General features: G+C 68.6%; 22 protein-coding genes. 13 read left to right on the top strand and 9 right to left on the bottom strand.

Annotated features, from left to right (window positions below):
• Positions 1-101: 101 nt before the first annotated feature.
• Positions 102-896, top strand: coding sequence for a phosphonate ABC transporter, permease protein PhnE (phnE, locus tag AC6LJ5_RS15755; RefSeq protein WP_392411973.1), 795 nt, complete (start codon positions 102-104; stop codon positions 894-896).
• A gap of 30 nt (positions 897-926) precedes the next feature.
• Here the strand turns inward: phnE and AC6LJ5_RS15750 are convergent, their stop codons facing one another.
• The 3 genes from AC6LJ5_RS15750 to AC6LJ5_RS15740 form a co-directional block, all read right to left on the bottom strand.
• Positions 927-1,439, bottom strand: a complete 513-nt coding sequence (locus AC6LJ5_RS15750; RefSeq protein ID WP_498140955.1) for a GAF domain-containing protein — start codon at positions 1,437-1,439, stop codon at positions 927-929.
• A complete protein-coding gene (locus AC6LJ5_RS15745; protein WP_498140954.1) occupies positions 1,436-2,413 on the bottom strand; it encodes a Bug family tripartite tricarboxylate transporter substrate binding protein in 978 nt (325 codons plus the stop codon). The genes AC6LJ5_RS15750 and AC6LJ5_RS15745 overlap by 4 nt, the downstream gene beginning before the upstream one ends.
• A 171-nt stretch (positions 2,414-2,584) precedes the next feature.
• Positions 2,585-4,420: a gamma-glutamyltransferase family protein gene (locus AC6LJ5_RS15740; RefSeq protein WP_498140953.1), complete on the bottom strand. Its 1,836-nt coding sequence runs from the start codon at positions 4,418-4,420 to the stop codon at positions 2,585-2,587.
• Between the two features lie 107 nt (positions 4,421-4,527).
• Between AC6LJ5_RS15740 and AC6LJ5_RS15735 the strand changes: the two genes are divergently transcribed.
• The gene (locus AC6LJ5_RS15735) at positions 4,528-5,490 is read left to right on the top strand and encodes a LysR family transcriptional regulator (protein WP_498140952.1); all 963 of its coding nucleotides are present in this window, start codon (positions 4,528-4,530) and stop codon (positions 5,488-5,490) included.
• Here AC6LJ5_RS15735 and phnN read toward each other — a convergent pair.
• The 4 genes from phnN to phnF form a co-directional block, all read right to left on the bottom strand.
• Positions 5,487-6,089, bottom strand: a complete 603-nt coding sequence (gene phnN / locus AC6LJ5_RS15730) for a phosphonate metabolism protein/1,5-bisphosphokinase (PRPP-forming) PhnN (RefSeq protein ID WP_498140951.1) — start codon at positions 6,087-6,089, stop codon at positions 5,487-5,489. The two genes, AC6LJ5_RS15735 and phnN, sit on opposite strands and share 4 nt — an antisense overlap.
• Positions 6,086-6,829: a DUF1045 domain-containing protein gene (locus tag AC6LJ5_RS15725; protein ID WP_498140950.1), complete on the bottom strand. Its 744-nt coding sequence runs from the start codon at positions 6,827-6,829 to the stop codon at positions 6,086-6,088. Before AC6LJ5_RS15725 ends, phnN begins: the two co-directional genes overlap by 4 nt.
• A gap of 5 nt (positions 6,830-6,834) precedes the next feature.
• Positions 6,835-8,040 carry an alpha-D-ribose 1-methylphosphonate 5-triphosphate diphosphatase gene (locus AC6LJ5_RS15720; RefSeq protein ID WP_498140949.1) on the bottom strand — a complete coding sequence of 402 codons (1,206 nt, stop codon included), beginning with the start codon at positions 8,038-8,040 and terminating at the stop codon, positions 6,835-6,837.
• A gap of 122 nt (positions 8,041-8,162) precedes the next feature.
• Entirely contained in the window at positions 8,163-8,885 is a 723-nt protein-coding gene (gene phnF / locus AC6LJ5_RS15715) for a phosphonate metabolism transcriptional regulator PhnF (RefSeq protein ID WP_103275813.1), read from the bottom strand.
• A gap of 167 nt (positions 8,886-9,052) precedes the next feature.
• On the opposite strand from phnF, the gene phnG reads away from it, so the two are divergent.
• The 9 genes from phnG (at position 9,053) to AC6LJ5_RS15670 (ending at position 16,234) form a co-directional block, all read left to right on the top strand.
• The gene (gene phnG / locus AC6LJ5_RS15710; RefSeq protein ID WP_498140948.1) at positions 9,053-9,520 is read left to right on the top strand and encodes a phosphonate C-P lyase system protein PhnG; all 468 of its coding nucleotides are present in this window, start codon (positions 9,053-9,055) and stop codon (positions 9,518-9,520) included.
• 181 nt (positions 9,521-9,701) lie between these two features.
• Complete coding sequence (gene phnH, locus AC6LJ5_RS15705) at positions 9,702-10,319, top strand: phosphonate C-P lyase system protein PhnH (RefSeq protein ID WP_392411982.1); 618 nt, start codon at positions 9,702-9,704, stop codon at positions 10,317-10,319.
• A 1-nt stretch (position 10,320) separates the two neighbouring features.
• A complete protein-coding gene (locus AC6LJ5_RS15700) occupies positions 10,321-11,436 on the top strand; it encodes a carbon-phosphorus lyase complex subunit (protein WP_103275811.1) in 1,116 nt (371 codons plus the stop codon).
• Positions 11,433-12,326 carry an alpha-D-ribose 1-methylphosphonate 5-phosphate C-P-lyase PhnJ gene (locus AC6LJ5_RS15695; protein ID WP_498140947.1) on the top strand — a complete coding sequence of 298 codons (894 nt, stop codon included), beginning with the start codon at positions 11,433-11,435 and terminating at the stop codon, positions 12,324-12,326. The genes AC6LJ5_RS15700 and AC6LJ5_RS15695 overlap by 4 nt, the downstream gene beginning before the upstream one ends.
• Entirely contained in the window at positions 12,323-13,162 is an 840-nt protein-coding gene (phnK, locus tag AC6LJ5_RS15690) for a phosphonate C-P lyase system protein PhnK (protein WP_392411958.1), read from the top strand. Before AC6LJ5_RS15695 ends, phnK begins: the two co-directional genes overlap by 4 nt.
• A gap of 3 nt (positions 13,163-13,165) precedes the next feature.
• A complete protein-coding gene (phnL, locus tag AC6LJ5_RS15685) occupies positions 13,166-13,900 on the top strand; it encodes a phosphonate C-P lyase system protein PhnL (RefSeq protein WP_498140946.1) in 735 nt (244 codons plus the stop codon).
• Positions 13,900-15,087, top strand: a complete 1,188-nt coding sequence (locus AC6LJ5_RS15680) for an alpha-D-ribose 1-methylphosphonate 5-triphosphate diphosphatase (RefSeq protein WP_498140956.1) — start codon at positions 13,900-13,902, stop codon at positions 15,085-15,087. The genes phnL and AC6LJ5_RS15680 overlap by 1 nt, the downstream gene beginning before the upstream one ends.
• Before the next feature lie 17 nt (positions 15,088-15,104).
• Positions 15,105-15,653 carry an MOSC domain-containing protein gene (locus AC6LJ5_RS15675; protein ID WP_103275808.1) on the top strand — a complete coding sequence of 183 codons (549 nt, stop codon included), beginning with the start codon at positions 15,105-15,107 and terminating at the stop codon, positions 15,651-15,653.
• 146 nt (positions 15,654-15,799) lie between these two features.
• Positions 15,800-16,234, top strand: a complete 435-nt coding sequence (locus AC6LJ5_RS15670; RefSeq protein ID WP_103275807.1) for a hypothetical protein — start codon at positions 15,800-15,802, stop codon at positions 16,232-16,234.
• 67 nt (positions 16,235-16,301) lie between these two features.
• On the opposite strand, the gene AC6LJ5_RS15665 is transcribed toward AC6LJ5_RS15670, so the two are convergent.
• Positions 16,302-17,612 carry a dicarboxylate/amino acid:cation symporter gene (locus AC6LJ5_RS15665; protein WP_103275806.1) on the bottom strand — a complete coding sequence of 437 codons (1,311 nt, stop codon included), beginning with the start codon at positions 17,610-17,612 and terminating at the stop codon, positions 16,302-16,304.
• Between the two features lie 328 nt (positions 17,613-17,940).
• On the opposite strand from AC6LJ5_RS15665, the gene AC6LJ5_RS15660 reads away from it, so the two are divergent.
• Positions 17,941-18,840 carry an SMP-30/gluconolactonase/LRE family protein gene (locus tag AC6LJ5_RS15660; protein WP_498140945.1) on the top strand — a complete coding sequence of 300 codons (900 nt, stop codon included), beginning with the start codon at positions 17,941-17,943 and terminating at the stop codon, positions 18,838-18,840.
• Positions 18,841-19,062: 222 nt separating this feature from the next.
• On the top strand, positions 19,063-20,127 hold the full coding sequence (fba, locus tag AC6LJ5_RS15655) for a class II fructose-bisphosphate aldolase (protein WP_103275804.1): 1,065 nt from the start codon (positions 19,063-19,065) through the stop codon (positions 20,125-20,127).
• A 113-nt stretch (positions 20,128-20,240) separates the two neighbouring features.
• Here the strand turns inward: fba and AC6LJ5_RS15650 are convergent, their stop codons facing one another.
• Positions 20,241-20,699 carry a GFA family protein gene (locus AC6LJ5_RS15650; protein WP_103275803.1) on the bottom strand — a complete coding sequence of 153 codons (459 nt, stop codon included), beginning with the start codon at positions 20,697-20,699 and terminating at the stop codon, positions 20,241-20,243.
• Positions 20,700-20,731 lie beyond the last annotated feature (32 nt).

Below are 20,731 nucleotides of genomic sequence, written 5' to 3'. Positions count from 1 at the left end.
GACCGGATCCGACATCCCGGTCCGCCGCGACGATGCCGCCGCGCCGCGGGGCGCGCCGGCATGCGAGCTTTGTTCTCTTTCATCCCCGCGGAGCGTGATCAATGAATATGGCCCTCCAGGCTTCCCGTACCTCCGTCGCCCCGCGCTCGTCGCTGCCCATGCTCATCACATGGGCCGTCATCCTGGCCCTGCTGGCCATGTCCTGGCGCGGTGCCGACATGCGGCCGATGGACCTGTTGCGCGATTCCGGCAACATGGCGCAGTTCGCCGCCGACTTCTTCCCGCCGAATTTCCGCGACTGGCGCATGTACCTGGACGAAATGATCGTCACGGTGCAGATCGCTGTCTGGGGCACCTTCCTGGCCATTGTGCTGGCCGTGCCGCTGGGCCTGCTGTGCTCGTCGAACATGGTGCCGGCCTGGGTCTACCAGCCCATGCGCCGGCTGATGGACGCTTGCCGCGCGATCAACGAAATGGTCTTCGCCATGCTGTTCATCGTGGCCGTCGGCCTGGGCCCGTTCGCCGGCGTGCTGGCGTTGTGGGTTCACACCACGGGCGTGCTGGCCAAGCTGTTCTCCGAGGCGGTCGAGGCCATCGACCCGCGCCCCGTGGAGGGCGTGCGGGCGACCGGCGCGAACGCGCTGGAGGAAATCGTCTACGGCGTGATCCCGCAGGTGTTGCCGCTGTGGATCTCGTACTCGCTGTACCGCTTCGAATCCAACGTGCGCTCGGCTTCGGTCGTGGGCATCGTGGGGGCGGGCGGCATCGGCACCGTGCTGTGGGACATCATCCGCAGCTTCCGCTACGCGGAGACCTGCGCGGTCATGATCATCATCGTCGCCTTCGTGGTCGTGATCGACATGACCTCGGCGCGGATCCGCAAGGCCTTGGTGTAGCGCGGATGGGGCCGCGTGTCGCGGCCCCGTTCATGCCCCGGCGCAGAGCGCCCGCAGCGCGGGCAGGGCGACCAGGCCCAGCAGTCGGGCCGTGTGCAGGTTTGATGCCGACACCGCCGGGCGCGGCATCAGGAAGTTCAGCGTGCCCAGGCAGGCGCCGTCCAGCACCACCGGCACGTTGATCACCGAGCGCAGTCCCAGCGCCTGGATGGCGGCATGGTCGTCGAAGAAGGCCTGGATCGCGTCCTCGCCTTCGCCCACGAACACCTTGTGTTCAAGCAGGACATGCCGGCCCCACGCCGTGCCGGCCTTGTCCTTGCCGCCGCCCGGCGGGTAGGCGGACGGATTCGAGCTGTACAGCCGGACCACGCGCATGCGCGCCTCATCATGCCGGTTGACCGTGAACAAGGCGTGGGCCAGCGCCGCGCCGGCGTAGGCGTCGATCGCCGCGAGCGCGGCCAGCGGATCGGCATCGGCGTAGGCCTGCTCGATCCGCCGCAATTCGTCCTGCCCTGCGGCTGGAAGCGGCAGCAAGGCGCTCATTCGGCCGTCACTCCCAGTTCCTTGATCAGCTTGCCGTATTTGTCGGCATCGCGCGTCAGCGTCTTGGCGAACTGCTCGGGCGTGGTGTCCAGCAGCAGCACGCCCATGTCCGCCATCTTCTTGACGACGTCGGGCCGTTTCAGGATCAGGTTGATTTCCTTGTTGAGCCGGGTCGTGAGGTCGGCCGGCAGGCCCGCCGGACCGAACGCGCCGTACCAGACCGACAGCTCGTAGCCGGGCAGGGTCTCGGCCACGGTCGGCGTGCCCGGCAGCAGCGGCGAGCGCTGTTCCTCGGTGACGGCCAGCAGCTTGAGCTTGCCGCTCTGCACGTGCGGCAGCGTCTGCGTGCCGGCGCTGAACAGGACCTGAGTGCGGCCGGCCACCGTGTCCAGCACGGCGGGCGCGCCGCCCCGATAGGGCACGTGCACCATCTTCACGCCCGCGGCCTTCTCGAACAGCGCCGCGCTCAGGTGATTGGTCGAACCCTGTCCGGCCGAGGCGTAGGCGACCTTGTCGGGATTGGCCTTCAGGTAGTCGATGAACTCGCGCACATTGTTCGCGGGCACCGAGGGATGCGTGACCATGGTGTTGGTCACCAGCGCCAGTTCGGCGATGGGCGTGAAGTCTTTCACGCCGTCGAATGGCATGTTGGTGTACAGCGCCTGGTTCATCGTGTGCGTGCTCATCGAGCCCACCAGCAGCGTATAACCGTCCGGCTTGGCGCGCGCGACATAGGTGCTGCCGATGTTGCCGGACGCGCCCGAGCGGTTCTCCACGATCACCGATTGCTTCAGCGATTGGGTCAGTCCCTCGGATAGCACGCGCGCCAGGATGTCGGTGGAACCGCCGGCGGCCCAGGGCACGATCAGGGTGATCGGCTTGTCGTCGGGCCAGGCGGCCCGGCTCAGTCCGGGCGCCGTCAGCGCGAGACCCAGGGCCGCGGCGGCCAGCTGTTTTAGGAATGCTTGCTTCATCTTGTTTACCCCTTGCTGTGTGTGCCGGTCTCGATGCCGGCTGGAATCCGATATCCGATGGCCGGGATCTAGTGTGCTGTCCCGCAGATACGCCCGCACGAAATCCACCCCTAGCCGCCATGGCGTCGTTGGATGAATTTCGTTATGCGCACGCATCTACGGGACAGCACACTAGCGACCCACCGCGTAGCCCTGCATGCCGCGCGGATTCGCGCCCGCGCGCAGCAGCAGCCCGCCTTCCGGCGCCGCTTCGCGGGTACAGGCGCTGATGCGGCCCTCCGACCAGGCCGGACCGATCACCACCTCGTGGCCGGCCTGGCGCAAGGCTTCAATGGTGGCCGCGGGCATGCGCGATTCCACCGTGACGCGGTTGCGCTTGAACGCGCGGGGCCAGAACGAACCCGGGAAGTGATCGACGTGCCACGATGGCGCTTCGATCGCCTCCTGCAGGTTCAGGCCGGCGGCATGGCGCAGGAAGAACTGCACCGTCCATTGGTCCTGCTGGTCGCCGCCGGGAGTGCCGTACACCATGTAGGGCTTGCCGTCGCGCAGCGCCAGGCCGGGCGATAGCGTGGTAAGCGGGCGCTTGCCCGGCTGCAGCTGGCCTGGCACGCCGTCGTCCAGCCAGGTCATCTGCAGCCGCGTGGTCAGGGGAAAGCCCAGCGCCGGCACCACCGGGCTGGACGACAGCCAGCCGCCCGAGGGCGTGGCGGCGACCATGTTGCCGTGCCGGTCGATGACGTCGATCTGGCAGGTGTCGCCCACGAACAATTCGCGTTCGGCCCATTCGGCCACGGGCGGCAGGGCGGCGAAGGTGGGCTCGCCCACGCCGAACCGGGTGTCGGACGCCGCCAGCGTGCGCCTTGCCGCGTCCAGGTCGGGCAGGCACGGTGGCCGTCCCTCGGGCTGGCCGGGCCGCCAGTCGGGGCAGGCGGTGTCATTGATCAGCGCCGCGCGCGTGCGCGCGTAAGGCTCGCTCAGCAGCGCCTGCAAGGGTACCTCCACGAAGGCGGGATCGCCGTACCAGGCGGTGCGGTCGGCGAAGGCGAGCTTGGCGGCTTCGGCGATGCGATGCACGAACTGCGGTGATTCCGGGTCCAGCCCGTCCATGCCCAGGTGGCGCAGGATGGCCAGCTGTTGCAGATGCACGGGGCCTTGCGACCAGGGGCCGCATTTGGCCACGGTGTAGCGGCCGTACTGCACGGTCGCCGGCTCGTCATAGCCGGGCCGCCACTGCGCGAGGTCGGACTTGCGCAGCAGGCCGCGGTTGCGCTGGCCCGTGGTGTCGCGCACGGCCGCATGTGTGTAATAGGCGTCGATCTCGTCGGCGACGAAGCCTTCGTGCCAGATATGCAGCGCGGCCTCGATGCGGCCGCGGCGGTCCCGGCCGGCGGCTTGCGCCTGTTCCACGATGCGCGTGTAGGTGGCCGCGATGCCGGGCGTGCGGAACAGGGCGTCCGGCGCCGGCGCGCGGCCATTGCGCAGCCAGACCTCGGCCGAGCTGGTCCATTCGTCGCGGAACAGGGCCTGCACCGCCAGGATGGCCTGGGAGATGCGTGGCACCAATGGAAATCCGTCGCGGGCGTAGGCAATGGCAGGCGCGAGCACGTCGGCCAGCTCCCAGGTGCCGTAGTCGCGCAGCAGCGTGAGCCAGGCGCTGAAGGCGCCCGGCACGGTTGCCGGCAACAGGCCGATGCCGGGCACCAGGTCCAGACCCAGACTACGGAAATAGGCCGGCGTCGCCAGCGCGGGCGCCGGTCCCTGGCCGCATAGCGCGCGCATGCGCTGCTCGTCTTCGCTCCAGAACAGGATAGGCACCTCGCCGCCGGGGCCGTTCAGGTGCGGCTCGACGATCTGCAGCGCGAAGCCGCCCGCCGCCGCGGCGTCGAAGGCGTTGCCGCCGCGTTCCAGCACGCCCATGGCGACTTGCGAGGCGAGCCAGTGCGTGGACGACACCACGCCGAAGGTGCCGCGGATTTCGGGGCGGGCGGTGAATGCGGAGGACATGCCGGTCTGCGCCTGAAGCTGGGGACCAGGCCAGTATAGGAGCGTGAAATAACTGCGCGTATATTTGTGGGCATATCTGAATAACCATATGGCTATGGGAGGCCTGCATGGATTGGGATGGCGCGCGGCTGGGCAACCGGCTCAAGCCCAGGCATCTGCGCCTGCTGGCCGACATCGCCCGGCTGGGTTCGCTGACGCGCGTGGCCGCGGCGGCGGGCATCAGCCAGCCGGCCGTGACCAAGGCGCTGGCGGAACTGGAAGACATCTTCGGCGCGCCGCTGTTCGAACGCACGGGACGGGGCCTGCGGCCGACACCGCTGGGCGAGCTGGCGCTGCTGCGCGCCGGCCGCATGCGCCATGACCTGGAACTATGGGCGCGCGAGATCGCGTCGGTGCACGAGGGACGCTCGGCCCATCTGCAGGTGGGCGCGGTGCCCTATGTATCGGCGACCTTGCTGAGCGCGGCCGCCAGCGGGCTGTACCGGCGGCACGGCGCGACCCTGACCCTGCATCGGGCCACCACCGATCAGCTGGTGCCGATGCTGCGCGGGCATGAACTCGACTGCGTCATCAGCCGGGCCACGTCGACGCTGGTGGCGGACGACCTGACCCACCATGTGCTCTACCGGCAGCGGCCGTGCCTGGTCGCCCATGTGGCATCGGCGCGGCGGCTTGCCCGCCGCAAATCCGACTGGGCGGCCGTGGCCGGCATGGACTGGGTCTTGCCGGCAGCCGGCACGCCGACCCGCCGGTTGATCGCCGAGCATTTCATCCACGCGGGCCTGCGCGCGCCCGCGCCGGTGCTGGAAGCCTACTCGACCGACGTGATCGAGGGCATGCTGGCGGCCGACGAGACGCTGGTTTCCGTGCTGCCGGACGACATCGCGGCGGAGGTCTGCCAGCACGGCAAGCTGGGCAGGGTGCCCTGGGATTTCGGCTGGGAGCTTCCGCCCATCAATCTGATCCGGCGCCGCGAGGCCCGGGCGCTGGTGGCGGAAGAGGCGTTCGCCGCCATCCTGCTGGAATGCTGCGCGGGGCAGAAGCGCCAGGGGCCTGGTCCCGGGGCTTAGCGTGGGGTCGCCGTGGTCGCGGTGACGGCCGCCTTCGGCGCGCCGGACAGGACCGAGCGGACCTGGTCCAGCAGGGCCGCCGCCGCGACGTCGGGCGCCTCGTTGTTGTCCAGCCGTATCAGCCGGCACCCTTCGGGTACCGGAAATTCCTGGGCGGCGCGCGCCAGCCGCCGCGCGATGTCGGCTTCGCTTTCCCGGCCGCGTCCGGCCAGCCGGCGCGCCAGCAGCGCGGGGTCGACACGGATTTCCACGGCGGTCAGCGCAGGATAGCGCGCATGCGCCTGAGGCAGGTGTGCGCGCGAACCGTTGACGATGACCGCCGCGCCGCCGGCCAGCCAGGCATCCATTTCCACGCCGATGCCGTAGCGCAGGCCGTGGCTGGACCAACGCAGCGCGAAACCGCCAAGCGCTTCGCGCCGCGAGAATTCATCTTCCGAGAGCCGCAGCGCGTCCTCGCTGGCGCCGCTGTCGCGGGTGATGTAGCGATGCGCGACGATGACGGGTTCGTCGGCGCGCAACTGCGCGCGCAGCAGACGCAGCAAGGTGTCCTTGCCGCTGCCGGACGCGCCCATCAGGTAGATCAGGCGCGCGCCGTTCATGCCGCCGCCTCTCCCTGCATATAGGCCGCGCCGGCCGCATCCTCGCGGCCGCCGTCGAAACGGTAATGGCGCGCGGCCAGGAAGTCCTCGCCGGGGCCGGGCTGCACGTAGACGCTGACGCCGTCGACGGGCATGGGCCGGCCGGCGAGCGGATCGGCGTAGCGGGCGATGCAGGCCTGCGCCTGGCGCAGCTCGGCGTCCGCCAGTTTTTCGCTCAGGGTGATGTGGAAGGTGAACTGGTCGAACACATAGGGGTAGCCCCAGCGCTCCAGCAGCGCGTGCTGGGCCGGCGCCAGCGGATGGCGCAGGCGCTTGGCCAGTTCCTCGGGCGTGGGCGGGGCGCGCAGCGGATCCAGTTCGCGCACGGCGGCGTCGGCCAGCGCGTGAATGCGTGCGCGGCCCACCGGGTCGCTCTCGGTCAGTCGCCAGGCCAGGAAGCCGCGCAGGGGCGCGCATTCCAGTTCGATGGCGAAGGCGCTGTGCTGAGCCGCCAGCGCGGCGGCGGCCCGGTCCACATCCGACGGCCCGGCGCCGGCGATCAGGCGGAAGGGGGGCTTGAGCGTGGCGTGCAGGCCGTAGTGGCGCGGCGCGCGCGTCCATGCCTGCGCGGCGGCGGGCATGCCGGGCTGGCGCTCAAGGGCGGCGCCCGTTTCGGCGCAGCGACCGAGCCAGCGGCTGCCTTGTTCCTGCCAGGGACCGGACGGCGCCAGGTACAGCGCGTAACGATGGGCGAGCGGCATGACCGTCAGGCCGCCTGGCGCGCGGCGGACGCGTCGTCCTGGCCCAGGAAGGCGCCGGTGGCGTAACGCAATTCGCCGCCCACGATGGTTGCGCACACGCGCGGCAGGCCGGGCACGCGATCATCCACCACGATGGCGTCGGCCAGCAGGCCCGGCGCGAGCGCGCCGCGGTCGTCCAGTCCCGCCGCGCGGGCGGGATTGCGCGAGATCAGGTCCCAGGCCTGCGGCAAGGGCAGCACGCCGTCGTGGGCCAGGCGCATCGCGGCGGCCAGCGGCGCGGGATAGTAGTAGTCGGACGTCAGGATGTCGCACAGTCCGGCGCGGATCATGTCGGTGGCGTTGGGCGCGTTGGTGTGGCTGCCGCCGCGCACGACGTTGGGGCCGCCGAAGACGATGGCGTCGCCCAGGTCGCGGGCCACGCCAGCCGCTTCACGGGTCAGCGGGAACTCCGCGACGCCGCAGCCCAGCTGGTGGTAGTAGCGGCGGGTGGCGGCGTCCGGATCGTCATGCGAGGCTACTTTCAGGCCGGCGGCCTGCGCGCAGGCGGTGAGTTCGCGCATGGCGGCGGCCACGGCGTCGGCCGCCGCCATGGCCTGGCGGATGCGCGCCTGGAAGGTGTCCAGGTCGCATTCGGCGCGGTTGGCGTATTGCAGCAGCTTGCGGTCGTCGCCCAGGCGGCGTGCCATGCCGGGCAGGTGATCGTTCAAGGCCAGGAAACGCACGCGGCCCTGGCGGATCCATTCCTGGGCGGTCTCGACGCCGCCGACGTGGTGGGTCTCGAAGCGCAGATGCACGCAGTGCCGCGCGCCCAGCGCCTCGCGCATGCGTTCCAGCGAATCGAACATGCGCTCGGCATAGGCTTCGCCGCGCAGGCCGCCTTCCCAGGACAGGGTGAGGCCGTGGAATTCGGTGGTGATGCCATTGGCCAGCAACTGTCGGTCGACGTCGAACAGGGCGCTGTCGTAGGGAAAGGTCACGCCGGGACGCGGCATGACGGCGCGTTCGAAGGCGTCGCCGTGCAGGTCGACGATGCCGGGCAGCACCAGCAGCCCGCCGGCGTCGAACCAGGGCGCGTCGGAGCTTGCATGCGGGCTGTCGTCGATCCGTCCCGCGCGAAAGCACAGGCTGGCGGGCGCGATGCCGCCGGGGGTCAGGATGCGTTGGCCTGCGATGCCGGCCAGGGGCGAGGGGGCGTGTGCGTGCGGGTTCATGGAAGCAAGTTAGCGGCTGTGCGTTACAACCAGATGTCTAGATGAATTAAAGGGCCTGCCCGGTTCGTTCGATCCCCGCCGCGGCGGCCGGCTTCCGGGGCCGGCCCACCGCCACGCCGTACTCAGTTGTCGTCGCTGACCATCAGCTGCACCAGGTCCCCCACGAACCGGGTGATGCTGTACTGCAGGGGCGCGCCTTGCTGGTCCACGTTCAGCGCCTCGACCTGCAGGATAGGGCGCGTCTTCGGCTGGCCCAGCAGCCGCGCCACTTCGGGCGAGGGCAGCGCCGCCGTGATGCGCGACCATTTGCGCGTGTAGTCGTCGATGCCGTAGTGCGCATAGACCTTGGACACCGATTTCAGCGCGGTCAGGCGTTCGGCGAAATCGGGAAAGCGCTTTTCGTCGAAGTAGTGTTCGGACGCGCTGATGGGCCGGTTTTCGGCCTTGCCCGCCAGATGCACGCGCAGCAGCGGCGCGTTGCGCGGCAGGCCCAGGTGCTTGGCGATGTCGGCGGCCCGCAGCGTCTGGCTGCCCAGCGTTTCCAGGTGCCCCAGCACGCCCTGGCTGCGCAGGTTCTCGGAAAAGCGCGTGCGCTTGCCGATGGCGTAGTCGATGGCATGTTCCTGCACGAAGGTGCCGCGGCCCTGCTCGATGCGGACCAGCCCGCTCTGTTCCAGTTCACCCATCGCGCGGCGAATGGTGTGCCGGTTGACGGCGAACTTGGCGGCGAGCTCGGGCTCCGAGGGCAGCTGTTCGCCCGCGAGATAGAGCTTGTTGCGGATGTCGTCCGCCAGCGATTCGCCGATTTGCCGCCAGACGGCGATGCCGGAACCTCTTTCAACCATATGGGCGCTCGTATTGTCGCGTCGTCATCAAGAATGGCAGTGATTGTGCACCAAGCCGGCGCGCCCGTGTAGGCCGCGATTGTCATCAAAAATTCACGCCCGGCTGTTGAACTTCTCTTCAGCACGGATCATACTCTGTCCAGTCGTCTAGACGTGTAGAGGAAAAAATGAATCATCCACAATCCGATCAGGCCGAGGCCAACGCGCAACGCGCGGCCTGGATGCGCGTGCTGGCGCTGGCCGAATCGTCCGAGCTGGATGGCGCCTTTGGCGCCCTGGGCAGCCTGCCCGCGCACCGCATGCTGCGGCCCGCGCAATCCGGCATGGCCATGGTGCGCGCGCGCAGCGGCGGCACCGGCACGCGTTTCAACCTGGGCGAGATGACGCTGACGCGCTGCGCGGTCAGCCTGGAGAACGGCGTGGTCGGCATCGCCTATGTGCAAGGCCGCTCGCTGCGTCACGCCGAGCAGGCCGCCGTGGCCGACGCGCTGCTGCAGTTGCCTGAATGGCATGAGGCCGTGCAACGGCAGCTGATCGCACCGCTGGCGCGCAGCCGCGAGGAACGCGTGGCGCGGCAGGCGCAGGTGGCGGCGCGCACGCGGGTGGAGTTCTTCACCATGGTGCGCGGGGAGTAGATCCCCCCAGGGGGGCGCCGGCTGCGGACCGGCGGAGCCGGATCCGCGCGGCCCCGCTTGGGACGGCCGTCGCGGGCTTGCGGCGCTTGTGTGGTGGGGCAGGGATGGATGCGGCTTTGCGGATTTGCGGGTTTGGATCGCAGGGCGGGTGGTTGGATCGGAATCTGGAATGGAAATGGACATGCATGCACACACATTGAGTCCGGCGTTGGCCGGGCGGGCGCCGCAGGCGGGGTTCGCGGATCCGGCGGTCGGGGCGCAGGCGGCGTTCCGGGTGGCGCTGGAGGCGCTGGCGCATCCGGGACGGGTGCTGGAGATCGAGGCGGATTGCGGGGTGCCGGCGGGGATGTCGCCGGCGATGGTCGCGCTGTTGCTGACGCTGGTGGATGTGGATACGCCGCTGTGGCTGCCCGCCGGCGTCGATGACGAGGTGCGCGCGTTCTTGCGTTTCCATTGTGGTTGTTCGATGGTTGATCAGCCTGGCGAGGCGCGGTTCGCGGCCTTGCCGCGCGGGCATCGGGCGCCTGCCCTGTCCTTGTTCAATCCGGGGGATCCTGCGTATCCGGACCAGTCGGCCACGCTGCTGATCGAGGCGACGGACCTGGAGCGAGGCCGCGCGCTGACGCTGTCCGGTCCCGGCATCCAGGACCGCGCCGCCTTGCATGTCGACGGACTGGAGGAAGGATTTTGGCGTGAATGGCGCCTGAACCATCAGCGCTTCCCGTTGGGCGTGGATCTCTTCCTGACGCAGGGCCGGCGCATTTGCGGCCTGCCCAGAAGCACTCGAGTGGAGAACTGAAATGTACGTTGCCGTCAAAGGTGGCGAACGCGCCATCCTGAATTCCTACCGCATGCTGGACGACTACCGGCGCGGCGATCGCGAGGTGCCGGAGTTGAGCCTGGCGCAGATCCGCGAGCAGATGCCGCTGGCGGTGTCGCGGGTGATGTCCGAGGGCTCGCTCTACGATCCGCAGCTGGCCGCGCTGGCGCTCAAGCAGGCCGCTGGCGACGCGATCGAGGCGGTGTTCCTGCTGCGCGCCTATCGCACTACGCTGTCGCGCTTTGGCTACACGCAGCCTTTGGACACGGGCCGCATGCGCCTGCAGCGCCGCATTTCTTCCACGTTCAAGGACGTGCCGGGCGGCCAGATCCTGGGGCCGACCTACGATTACACCCAGCGCCTGCTGGATTTTTCGCTGGAAGCCGGGCGCGAGGCCGATGCCCTGCCGCCGGGCGAGGAAACGCTGGACTCGTCCATGCCGCGCGTCACCGACCTGCTGGCGCACGAAGACCTGATCGATCCCGAGCTGCCGCCGGAAGGCGATCCCGAGCCCTTCGACCTGACGCGCCAGCCGCTGGATTTTCCCGCCGACCGCGCCGCCCGCCTGCAGAACCTGGCGCGCGCCGATGAAGGTTTCCTGCTGTCGATGGGCTATTCCACGCAGCGGGGCTATGGCAATACTCATCCCTTCGCCGCCGAGATCCGCTACGGCGCGCTGGAAGTGGAAATGCACATCGAGGAACTGGGCTTCGCCGTGACCGTGGGCGAGATCGAGGTCACCGAATGCCAGATGGTGAGCCAGTTCTCGGGCAATGCGCAGGAAGGGCCGAAGTTCACGCGCGGCTACGGCCTGACGTTCGGCTATGGCGAGCGCAAGGCCATGTCGATGGCGCTGGTGGACCGGGCGCTGAAGGCCCGCGACCTGGGGGAAGCCGGTGATTCGCCCGCCAATGACCACGAGTTCGTGCTCTATCACAGCGACAACGTCGAGGCTTCGGGTTTCGTGCAGCACCTGAAGCTGCCGCACTACGTGGACTTCCAGGCCAACCTGGAACTGCTGCGCCGCATGCGCGGCGAACGCCTTGCGGCCGCCGCCGCGCCGAATGACATGATGGACGAGGCCGTGACGCCATGAACTCGCAAGCCACGCAACACACCGCGACGGTCGAACGCGACCCGCACTACAACTTCGCCTACCTGGACGAATCCACCAAGCGCATGCTGCGCCGCGCCTTGCTCAAGGCGGTGGCGGTGCCGGGCTACCAGGTGCCGTTCGGCAGCCGCGAGATGCCGCTGCCCTATGGCTGGGGCACCGGCGGCATCCAGGTCACCGCCGCCATCATCGGCCCGGACGATGTGCTCAAGGTCATCGACCAGGGCTCGGACGACACCACCAACGCCATCAACATCCGCCGCTTCTTCGGTCGGGTGACGGGCGTGGCGACCACCGAATCGACGCCGGCAGCCACCATCGTGCAGACCCGCCACCGGATCCCGGAGACGCCGCTGCGCGCCGGCCAGATCATGGTGTTCCAGGTGCCGATTCCCGAGCCGCTGCGCTGGCTGGAACCCAGCGAGACCGAGACCCGCACCATGCACGCGCTGGCCGAATATGGCGGCATGCACGTCAAGCTGTACGAGGACATCGCGCAGCATGGCCATATCGCCGCCACCTATGACTATCCGGTCATGGTGAACGGGCGCTACATGATGCGGCCGTCGCCCATTCCGAAGTTCGACAATCCCAAGCTGGACCAGAGCCCGGCGCTGATGCTGTTCGGCGCCGGCCGCGAAAAGCGCGTCTACGTGGTGCCGCCCTATACATCGGTCAAGAGCCTGGACTTCGAGGACCATCCCTTCGCCGTGCAGCAGTGGGACCAGCATTGCGAGCTTTGCGGCTCGCACCAGAGCTTCCTGGACGAGATCATCCTGGACGACGCCGGCACGCGCCGCTACGTCTGCTCGGACACCGAATATTGCAACGACAGGCAGGCGCGCCAGCGCCAGCAGGAGGAAGCGGCATGAACCTTCAGGCCGATATCGGCGCGGACGTCCGTCCGCGCGGCGTCCACGGACAACCGGAGAAGAACCCCCGGCCGCTGCTGTCCGTGCGCGACATGACGCGCACCTGGGACGGGGTGCATGGCTGCCGCGACGTGAGCTTCGACCTGCACGCCGGCGAAGTCCTGTGCGTGGTGGGCGAGTCCGGCTCGGGCAAGAGCACGCTGCTGTCGGCGGTGTCGTGCCAGGCGCCGCTGGATTCGGGCAGCGTCTGGTACGACACGCGCGACCAGGGCCTGATCGACCTGTCCTCGCTGTCGCAGGCCCGCCTGCGGCTGCTGTCGCGCACCGACTGGGGCTTCGTGCGCCAGCATGCCCGCGACGGCCTGCGTATGCAGGTCAGCGCCGGCGCCAACATCGCCGAGCGCCTGATGGCCGTGGGCGACCGGCATTACGGCGACCTGCGCCGCGTGGCCGGCAACTGGCTCGCCAAGATGGAGATCGACGTCGGCCGGCTGGACGACGCGCCGGCCTCTTTCTCGGGCGGGATGCAGCAGCGCCTGCAGATCGCGCGCAACCTGGTCACGCATCCGCGCCTGGTGTTCATGGACGAGCCCACCGCCTCGCTGGACGTGTCGGTGCAGGCGCGCCTGCTGGATCTGCTGCGCCAGTTGGTCAACGACCTGGGCCTGGCCGCCATCGTGGTCACGCACGACCTGGCGGTGGCCCGCCTGCTGGCGCATCGCACGCTGGTGATGCGCGGCGGCGCGGTGGTCGAAAGCGGCCTGACCGACCAGATTCTCGACGATCCGCAGCATCCCTACACCCAGTTGCTGGTGTCTTCCATCCTGCAGAGCTGATTCATGTCCAACGCCATACCCATGATCGAGGCGCGGGGCCTCGGAAAAATGTTCACCCTGCACAACCAGGGCGGCATCCGGCTGCCGGTGCTGGACGCCGTCGACTTCACCGCTTCCGCCGGCGAATGCCTGGTGCTGGCCGGTCCGTCCGGCGCGGGCAAGAGCACGCTGCTGCGCTGTCTGTATGGCAACTACCTGGCCACCGAGGGCAGCATCCGCGTGCGTAATGGCGAAGAATGGGTGGAGCTGGTCGGCGCGCCCGAACCGCGCATCCTGGCCCTGCGCCGCGAGGTCATTGGCTACGTCAGCCAGTTCCTGCGCGTGATCCCGCGCGTATCGGCGCTGGACGTGGTGGCCGAGCCGCTGCGGCAGGCCGGCGTGGACGCGGACGAAGCGCGCCAGCGCGCCGGCGCCATGCTGGCGCGGCTGAACGTGCCGCAGCGCTTGTGGGGGCTGGCCCCGGCCACGTTCTCGGGCGGGGAACAGCAGCGCGTGAACATCGCGCGTGGCTTCATCGCCCGCCATCCCATCCTGCTGCTGGACGAACCCACCGCATCGCTGGACGCGGATAATCGCAATGTGGTGATCGCGCTGATCCGCGAGGCGCTGGCCGAGGGCCGCTGCCTGCTGGGGATCTTTCACGACGCCGAGGTGCGCGACGCCGTCGCCACCCGCACGCTGGCCCTGAAGCCGGCGTCCGCGGCCAGCCTGGCCGCGCTGGAGGAACTGGAGCAATGATGCAAGGCACCTATCTCACCCATGCCCGCGTGGTGCTGGAAGACCGCGTGCTGGAAGACAGCGCCGTGCTGATCGAGGACGGCCGCATCGCCGCCATCGAACCGGCCGGCGCGCGGCCCGCCCGCGAGATCGCGCTGCGCGGCCAGACGCTGATGCCGGGCCTGATCGACCTGCACAGCGACGCCATCGAAAAAGAGGCCGAGCCTCGTTCGCGCGTGCTGTTCCCGCTGGATTTCGCCGTGGCCCAGGTCGACCGTCGCAACGCGGCCGCCGGCATCACCACGCCGTATCACGCGCTGTCCTTCGCCAATAGCGAATGGGGCGTGCGCAATAACCAGACCGCCGCCGAGGTGGTGCGCGCGCTGCGAGCTCACCGTCGCCACAGCCTGGTGGACAACCGCGTCCATTGCCGCTACGAAGTCACCGACCCCACGGCGGTGGACGTGTTGCGGGCGTTGATGGACGAGGGCGCGGTGGACCTGCTGTCGGTGATGGATCATTCGCCGGGGCAGGGCCAGTTCAAGACGCTGGAGTCCTATCTGCAATACATGATGGGCAACCACGCGATGAGCCGCGAGCAGGCCGAAGAGGCGGCGCGGGCCAAGACGCGCGCGCTGGATGGCTCGGTGGCGCGGGTCGAGGCGCTGCTGGCGCACGCGCATGCCCTGGGCATTCCCACCGCCAGCCACGACGACGATTCCATCCAGCGCATCGCCACCATGCGCAACCTGGGCGTGGCCATGAGCGAGTTCCCCATCACGCTGGATACGGCGCGCGCCGCCGTGTCTTGCGGGCTGCCCACCATCCTGGGCGCGCCCAATGTGCTGCGCGGCCAGAGCCAGAGCGGTTCGATGCGGGCCATCGACGCGATCCGCGCGGGCGTGGCGAGCTGCCTGTGTTCGGACTATCAGCCTTCCACGATGATCGCCGCCGCCCATGCCGTCGCGGCGCAGACCGACCTGAGCCTGCCGCAGGCCGTCGCGCTGGTGACGGCCAATCCGGCCCGCGCCTGCGGCCTGGATGATCGCGGCCGCATCGCGCCGGGCTTGCGCGCCGATCTGATCGCGGTGGCGCGGGTTGGCGGGCAGCCGCTGGTCAGCCATACCTGGTCGGCCGGGCGGCTGGTGTTCTCGACCCACTATCATCCGGACAGCGCGCACGCGCCGGCCGTGGCCGTGGCCGCCTGATCCCGCAGGAGTCGTCGATGTCAACACACGCCGTTGTGCAAGCCGTGGCCGCCAGCCCCGGGCATGGCTTCAGCAAGCCGTTGCAGCCGGCCATCACGCTGCTGGCCGGGCTGGGCGTGGAGGGCGACGCGCACATGGGCGTCACGGTCAAGCACCGTTCCCGGGTCCGAGCCGATCCCACCCAGCCCAATCTGCGGCAGGTGCATCTGATCCACGGCGAGCTGCTGGACGAGTTGACCGGGGCCGGTTTCCGGGTCGGGCCGGGCGTCATGGGCGAGAACGTCACCACGCGCGGCATCGACCTGCTGGGCCTGCCGCGCGGCGCGCGGCTGCGCATCGGGCCCGAGGCGATCGTCGAGATCACGGGCCTGCGCAATCCCTGCTCGCAGCTGGACGACTATCAACGGGGCCTGACCGCCGCCGTGCTGGGGCGCAACCCCGATGGCAGCCTGATCCGCAAGGCTGGCGTTATGGGCGTGGTGCTGGCGGGCGGCAGGGTGGCCGGGGGCGACCGCATCCTGGTCGAGCTGCCCGCGCCGCCGTACCGGGCGCTGGAACGGGTGTAGCGGCGCCAGCGCCATCCGGCCCTGCCGCTGGGGCGAAGATGCCGCGAGGCAAAAACGTCGCCCTCGGTCACAGACGCGGCGGCGCGGTTCTGCTTAAATGGCGGGCATGGCATGTTGGCATGCCCCAGCCTTACACGGAGCCCGCGATGGCGCGATTCAATTTCACCCAGGATCCCGAAGAGCCCGATTTGTGGGCGGCCGAGCTGGTGCCGGCCGGCGCCGGACGTCCGCCCATCCACGTCATGATCCAGACCGATGGCGAAGAACCCGGCAGCGGCGCGTCCAAGGCGGTCAAGAGCATCATCGACAAGCTGGACGACCACGTCCTGGCCGCGTCCGAATTCCTGCTCGATCATTATTCCTACGAACAGTGCAAGAAGCACGGCTACGAGGACGACCAGCTGCTGGCCGAGGAAACCGCCGAGGCCATGGCCGGCAAGGCGGTGCTGCGCGCGCTGTGGCTGTTCGACGAGGACGGTGAAGGCTACGAGCTATGGTTCACGCTGCCCTGGGACCCGGTCCATACCTACGACGTGGAGTTCGAGGACGGCGAGCCGGTGGCCTGTTCGGTCAATGACTGAACTGCGCGACTGAACCGCGCGACGGAACGGCGGTATAAAAAAACGGGCCATTCGGCCCGTTTTTGTCTTACACGCTCTGAGAGGCCGGTTTCGCCGGCGCTTCCTGCGCCTGCGGCGCGGCGGCTTCGCCGGCCGCGGCCGTGGTCGGATCATCCTCGCCGCCTTCCATCTTGGCGATCACCGCGGTGGCCAGGCTGTTGCCCACCACGTTGGTGGCGGTGCGGCCCATGTCGAAGAACTGGTCGATGCCCATGATGAGCAGCAGGCCGGCTTCCGGCAGGTGGAACATCGGCAGCGTGGCGGCCACCACCACCAGCGAGGCGCGCGCCACGCCGGCCATGCCCTTGCTGGTCACCATCAGCACCAGCAGCAGCGTCAGCTGTTGCGAGAAGCTCATTTCGATGTTGTAGGCCTGCGCGATGAACAGCACCGCGAAGGACTGGTACATCATCGAGCCGTCCAGGTTGAACGAATAGCCCAGCGGCAGCACGAAGCCCGAGATGCGCTTGGACACGCCGAAACGCGAGAGCGCCTCGATGGTCTTGGGATAGGCCGATTCGCTGCTGGCGGTCGAGAAGGCCAGCAGGGTGGGCTCCTTGATCAGGCCGCCCAGACGGAACGTGGATTTGCCCAGGAACAGGTAGCCGACCGCGAACAGGATGGCCCACAGCAGCGCCAGGCCCAGGTAGAACTCGCCGATCAGCTTGCCGTAGCTGACCAGCACGCCCAGGCCCTCGGTCGTGATGGCGGCGGCCATGGCGGCGAACACGCCCAGCGGCGCGAAGCGCATCACGTAGTCGGTGACGCGGAACATGATCTTGGCCAGTTCGTCGATCATGTTGAAGATGGTGTTGTGGCCCTTGCCGCGGATGAACGACAGCGCCGCGCCGAAGAACAGCGAGAACACCAGGATCTGCAGGATCTCGTTGTTGGCCATCGCCTCGGCGATACTCTTTGGGAAGACGTGGGTGATGAAGGTCTTGAGCGTGAAGTCGCCGGTCTTCAGGCCGGAGGTGAGGCTCGTGTCCGGCAGCGCCAGGTTCAGGTGGGCGCCGGGCTGGAACACGTTCACCAGCATCAGGCCCAGCAGCAGCGAGATGGCCGAGGCCGTGATGAACCAGAACATGGCGCGCAGGCCGATGCGGCCGACGGCGCTGGCGTCGCTCATGCTGGCCAGGCCCGAGACCAGGGTGGCGAACACCAGGGGCGCGATGATCATCTTGATCATGCGCAGGAAGATGTCGGTGATCAGGCTGAAGTACGAGGCGATCTGCTTGGCCTCCTGCGCGTTCTGCGCGTACTTGTTGCAGAGGTATCCCACCAAGACGCCGAGCACCATGGCTAGGCCGATGTAGCGCGTCAGTTTTTTCGTATTCATATCGGTAAAACGCAAAACGGAGGACCGGGTCGCCTGGCGTGAAGCCTGCCGCCGGCACGGGGCGGGACTAGCGGTCTGATGATGGAATGCCAGGGTGGGCCAGGCGGGTTCCACGGGTGGAAACGGCCGTGCGCGGCCTGCTGCGGCTGCGCGGGTTAACCCTCGGGGCGCGATGTTAACCCCGAGTAGCTGACAGTTAGTTGTAAGGTTGGGGACGGTTGAGTCATGACAAAATCATTTGTCCCCGTACCGCCCCGGAAGGAGCGGGAGAGGGCCCGGTCCGCCGGCGCGCCGGCGGCAGTCACGCAAAAATAATGGAGACAGAGCAATGCCGAAACGCGAATTGTCCGTGCTGGCCTCCGGTTATACCTATCTGGAGGGCCTGCGCTGGCGCGATGGGCGCCTGTGGGCGTCGGACTTCTACACCGAGCAGGTGATCGCCGTCGATCTCGAAGGGCGCATCGAGCAGATCTGCAGGGTGCCGCAGCAGCCATCCGGCCTGGGCTGGCTGCCCGACGGCCGCATGCTGGTGTCCTCCATGAAAGACCGCAAGGTGCTGCGCCGGGAGGCGGACGGGACGCTGGTCGTGCATGCCGACCTGAGCGCCCTGACCGGCGGCCCGATCAACGACATGGTGGTCGACGCCCTGGGGCGGGCCTACGTGGGCAATTTCGGCTTCGATCTGATGGCGGGCGAGCCCGTCGCCACCACCACCGTCGTCCGGGTCGATCCGGACGGTTCGGCCCGCGCCGTGGCCGACGGGCTGTGCTTTCCCAACGGCTCCTTCATCACGCCCGACGGCAAGACCCTGATCGTCAACGAGACCTTCGGCAATCGCATCTCGGAATTCGACATCCTGGCCGACGGCGGCCTCGGCCCGCGCCGCGATTGGGCCGACTTCGGCGCGCTGCCGGCCTCGGACGACCTGCACACGCTGATCGCCGCCTCGGCCATCGGTCCTGACGGCGGCGCGCTGGACGCCGAGGGCGCGTTGTGGGTGGCCGACGCCATCGGCAAGCGCATCGTGCGCGTGGCGCGCGGCGGCCGCATCCTGGAGCAGATCGACACCGGCGAACTGGGCATCTTCGCGGCGGCGCTGGGCGGGCCGGATGGCCGCACGCTGTTCATGGCGGCCGCGCCGGACTTCATCGAGGCTAATCGCCGCGCCAAGCCAGAAGGCCGCATCCTGGTCGCCCGGGTCGACGTGCCGCATGCGGGCCTGCCCTGAACATGCGGGCCTGCCCCGAACGTCGGGAGCGGGGAAGCCCGACTCGACCCGCGCCGGCCGCCGTCAGGCGTTCCCCGAGGGCTTCTCCCGGCGCCGCCGCCCTCGTCCGGAAGCATGTGGACATAGGGTTGCAAGACCTTTCCGCGAATCCCCCGTAAAATCCCTCCTTATCAGCAGGTTTCAATCATCTCTCAATAAACTGCACCCTTAGGAGGACCACTCATGGCCCTAGTCTCCATGCGCCAGTTGCTCGACCATGCCGCCGAGCATGGCTATGGCATCCCGGCTTTCAACGTCAACAACCTGGAACAGGTCCAGGCCATCATGGAAGCCGCGGCGGAGACCGACAGCCCGGTGATCATGCAGGCCTCGGCCGGCGCGCGCAAATACGCGGGCGAAGGTTTCCTGAAGTACCTGATCCAGGCCGCCGTGGAGTCCTACCCCCACATTCCCGTGGTCATGCACCAGGATCACGGCCAGTCGCCGGCCATCTGCCAGGGCGCCATCAACCTGGGCTTCTCCAGCGTGATGATGGACGGCTCGCTGAAAGAAGACGGCAAGACCATCGCCGACTACGACTACAACGTCGACGTGACCAAGAAGGTCGTGGACATCGCCCACAAGCTGGGCGTGACGGTCGAAGGCGAACTGGGCTGCCTGGGTTCGCTGGAAACCATGCAGGGCGACAAGGAAGACGGCCACGGCGCCGACGGCAAGCTGACCATGGACCAGCTGCTGACCGATCCCGAGCAGGCCGCCGACTTCGTGCGCAAGACCCAGCTGGACGCCCTGGCCATCGCCATCGGCACCAGCCACGGCGCCTACAAGTTCACGCGCAAGCCCACCGGCGACATCCTGTCGATCGCCCGCATCAAGGAAATCCACGCCCGCCTGCCCAACACCCACCTGGTGATGCACGGCAGCTCCAGCGTGCCGCAGGAACTGCTGGCCGAGATCCGCGAGTTCGGCGGCGACATGAAGGAAACCTACGGCGTGCCCGTCGAGGAAATCCAGGAAGCCATCAAGTTCGGCGTGCGCAAGATCAACATCGACACCGACATCCGCCTGGCCATGACCGGCGCCGTCCGTCGCTTCTTCGCCGAGAACCCCAGCAAGTTCGATCCGCGCGAATACCTGAAGCCGGCGCGCGCCGCCGCCAAGGCGATCTGTGTCGCCCGCTACACCGAGTTCGGTACCGCCGGCAACGCCAGCAAGATCAAGGCCCTGCCGCTGACCGAGATCGCCGCCCAGTACGCCTCGGGCAAGCTGGCGCAAGTGGTGCAGTAAGCCATGCAAAGATGGACTGCCCTCCATGGCAGTCCTGATGTGGCATGAAGAAAAGGGCGAGTCCTGCAGGACTCGCCCTTTTTGCTGTTTTGCCGCCGCATAGCGCGTCTGCCTCAGGCTATCGGTGGCGCATTGCCTGGAAAACTGGGCGCGGCGGCATCGATGTGGTGCCAGGACGGCGCCGAGCCGGTCCACAGGCTGACCCGCGCGCGGAAGGCTTCCGGGTCGTCCAGCGAGCCGGCGCGGACCACGTCGTAGTTGGCGCCCTCGGTGCCGCCGAATAGCGGCGTGCCACAGTCCGGGCAGAAGCTGCGCATGACGGCGCGGCCCGAACCGCCGCGGTAGCGGTGCTCCTTGGCCGCGCCGCGCAGCAGCGTGACCGATCCCGCCGGGAACAGCAGCGCGTGGGCCGGCGCGCCGCCGCTGGAATACTGGCAGTCGCGGCAATGACAGGTGGCGGCCGTGATCGGCTCGTCGGTGACCGCGTAGCGTATGGCGCCGCATTGGCAGCCGCCGGTGAAGTGCACCTGCGCGTCAGTCTTCGAGGTGCGTTTTTGGAAAGCATCCTGCATACGACTCTGTCTCCGGGCAAGGGATATGCGCC

This window comes from Achromobacter sp. 1011791174 (assembly GCF_059760925.1).
Note: the sequence above shows the minus strand (reverse complement) of the source record. Positions and strands in the feature narration are given on the sequence as shown.

Excerpts from the sequence above, each read along its gene's own strand:
- phnK (WP_392411958.1), top strand. The coding sequence starts at position 12,323 with ATGAACCTTCAGGCCGATATCGGCGCGGACGTCCGTCCGCGCGGCGTC.
- AC6LJ5_RS15680 (WP_498140956.1), top strand. The coding sequence starts at position 13,900 with ATGCAAGGCACCTATCTCACCCATGCCCGCGTGGTGCTGGAAGACCGC.
- phnF (WP_103275813.1), bottom strand. The coding sequence starts at position 8,885 with ATGGTTGAAAGAGGTTCCGGCATCGCCGTCTGGCGGCAAATCGGCGAA.
- AC6LJ5_RS15670 (WP_103275807.1), top strand. The coding sequence starts at position 15,800 with ATGGCGCGATTCAATTTCACCCAGGATCCCGAAGAGCCCGATTTGTGG.
- phnN (WP_498140951.1), bottom strand. The coding sequence starts at position 6,089 with ATGAACGGCGCGCGCCTGATCTACCTGATGGGCGCGTCCGGCAGCGGC.
- AC6LJ5_RS15700 (WP_103275811.1), top strand. The coding sequence starts at position 10,321 with ATGTACGTTGCCGTCAAAGGTGGCGAACGCGCCATCCTGAATTCCTAC.
- AC6LJ5_RS15660 (WP_498140945.1), top strand. The coding sequence starts at position 17,941 with ATGCCGAAACGCGAATTGTCCGTGCTGGCCTCCGGTTATACCTATCTG.
- AC6LJ5_RS15725 (WP_498140950.1), bottom strand. The coding sequence starts at position 6,829 with ATGCCGCTCGCCCATCGTTACGCGCTGTACCTGGCGCCGTCCGGTCCC.
- fba (WP_103275804.1), top strand. The coding sequence starts at position 19,063 with ATGGCCCTAGTCTCCATGCGCCAGTTGCTCGACCATGCCGCCGAGCAT.
- AC6LJ5_RS15695 (WP_498140947.1), top strand. The coding sequence starts at position 11,433 with ATGAACTCGCAAGCCACGCAACACACCGCGACGGTCGAACGCGACCCG.
- phnH (WP_392411982.1), top strand. The coding sequence starts at position 9,702 with ATGCATGCACACACATTGAGTCCGGCGTTGGCCGGGCGGGCGCCGCAG.
- AC6LJ5_RS15650 (WP_103275803.1), bottom strand. The coding sequence starts at position 20,699 with ATGCAGGATGCTTTCCAAAAACGCACCTCGAAGACTGACGCGCAGGTG.
- phnL (WP_498140946.1), top strand. The coding sequence starts at position 13,166 with ATGTCCAACGCCATACCCATGATCGAGGCGCGGGGCCTCGGAAAAATG.
- AC6LJ5_RS15750 (WP_498140955.1), bottom strand. The coding sequence starts at position 1,439 with ATGAGCGCCTTGCTGCCGCTTCCAGCCGCAGGGCAGGACGAATTGCGG.
- AC6LJ5_RS15745 (WP_498140954.1), bottom strand. The coding sequence starts at position 2,413 with ATGAAGCAAGCATTCCTAAAACAGCTGGCCGCCGCGGCCCTGGGTCTC.
- AC6LJ5_RS15665 (WP_103275806.1), bottom strand. The coding sequence starts at position 17,612 with ATGAATACGAAAAAACTGACGCGCTACATCGGCCTAGCCATGGTGCTC.
- AC6LJ5_RS15735 (WP_498140952.1), top strand. The coding sequence starts at position 4,528 with ATGGATTGGGATGGCGCGCGGCTGGGCAACCGGCTCAAGCCCAGGCAT.
- AC6LJ5_RS15675 (WP_103275808.1), top strand. The coding sequence starts at position 15,105 with ATGTCAACACACGCCGTTGTGCAAGCCGTGGCCGCCAGCCCCGGGCAT.
- phnE (WP_392411973.1), top strand. The coding sequence starts at position 102 with ATGAATATGGCCCTCCAGGCTTCCCGTACCTCCGTCGCCCCGCGCTCG.
- AC6LJ5_RS15740 (WP_498140953.1), bottom strand. The coding sequence starts at position 4,420 with ATGTCCTCCGCATTCACCGCCCGCCCCGAAATCCGCGGCACCTTCGGC.
- AC6LJ5_RS15720 (WP_498140949.1), bottom strand. The coding sequence starts at position 8,040 with ATGAACCCGCACGCACACGCCCCCTCGCCCCTGGCCGGCATCGCAGGC.
- phnG (WP_498140948.1), top strand. The coding sequence starts at position 9,053 with ATGAATCATCCACAATCCGATCAGGCCGAGGCCAACGCGCAACGCGCG.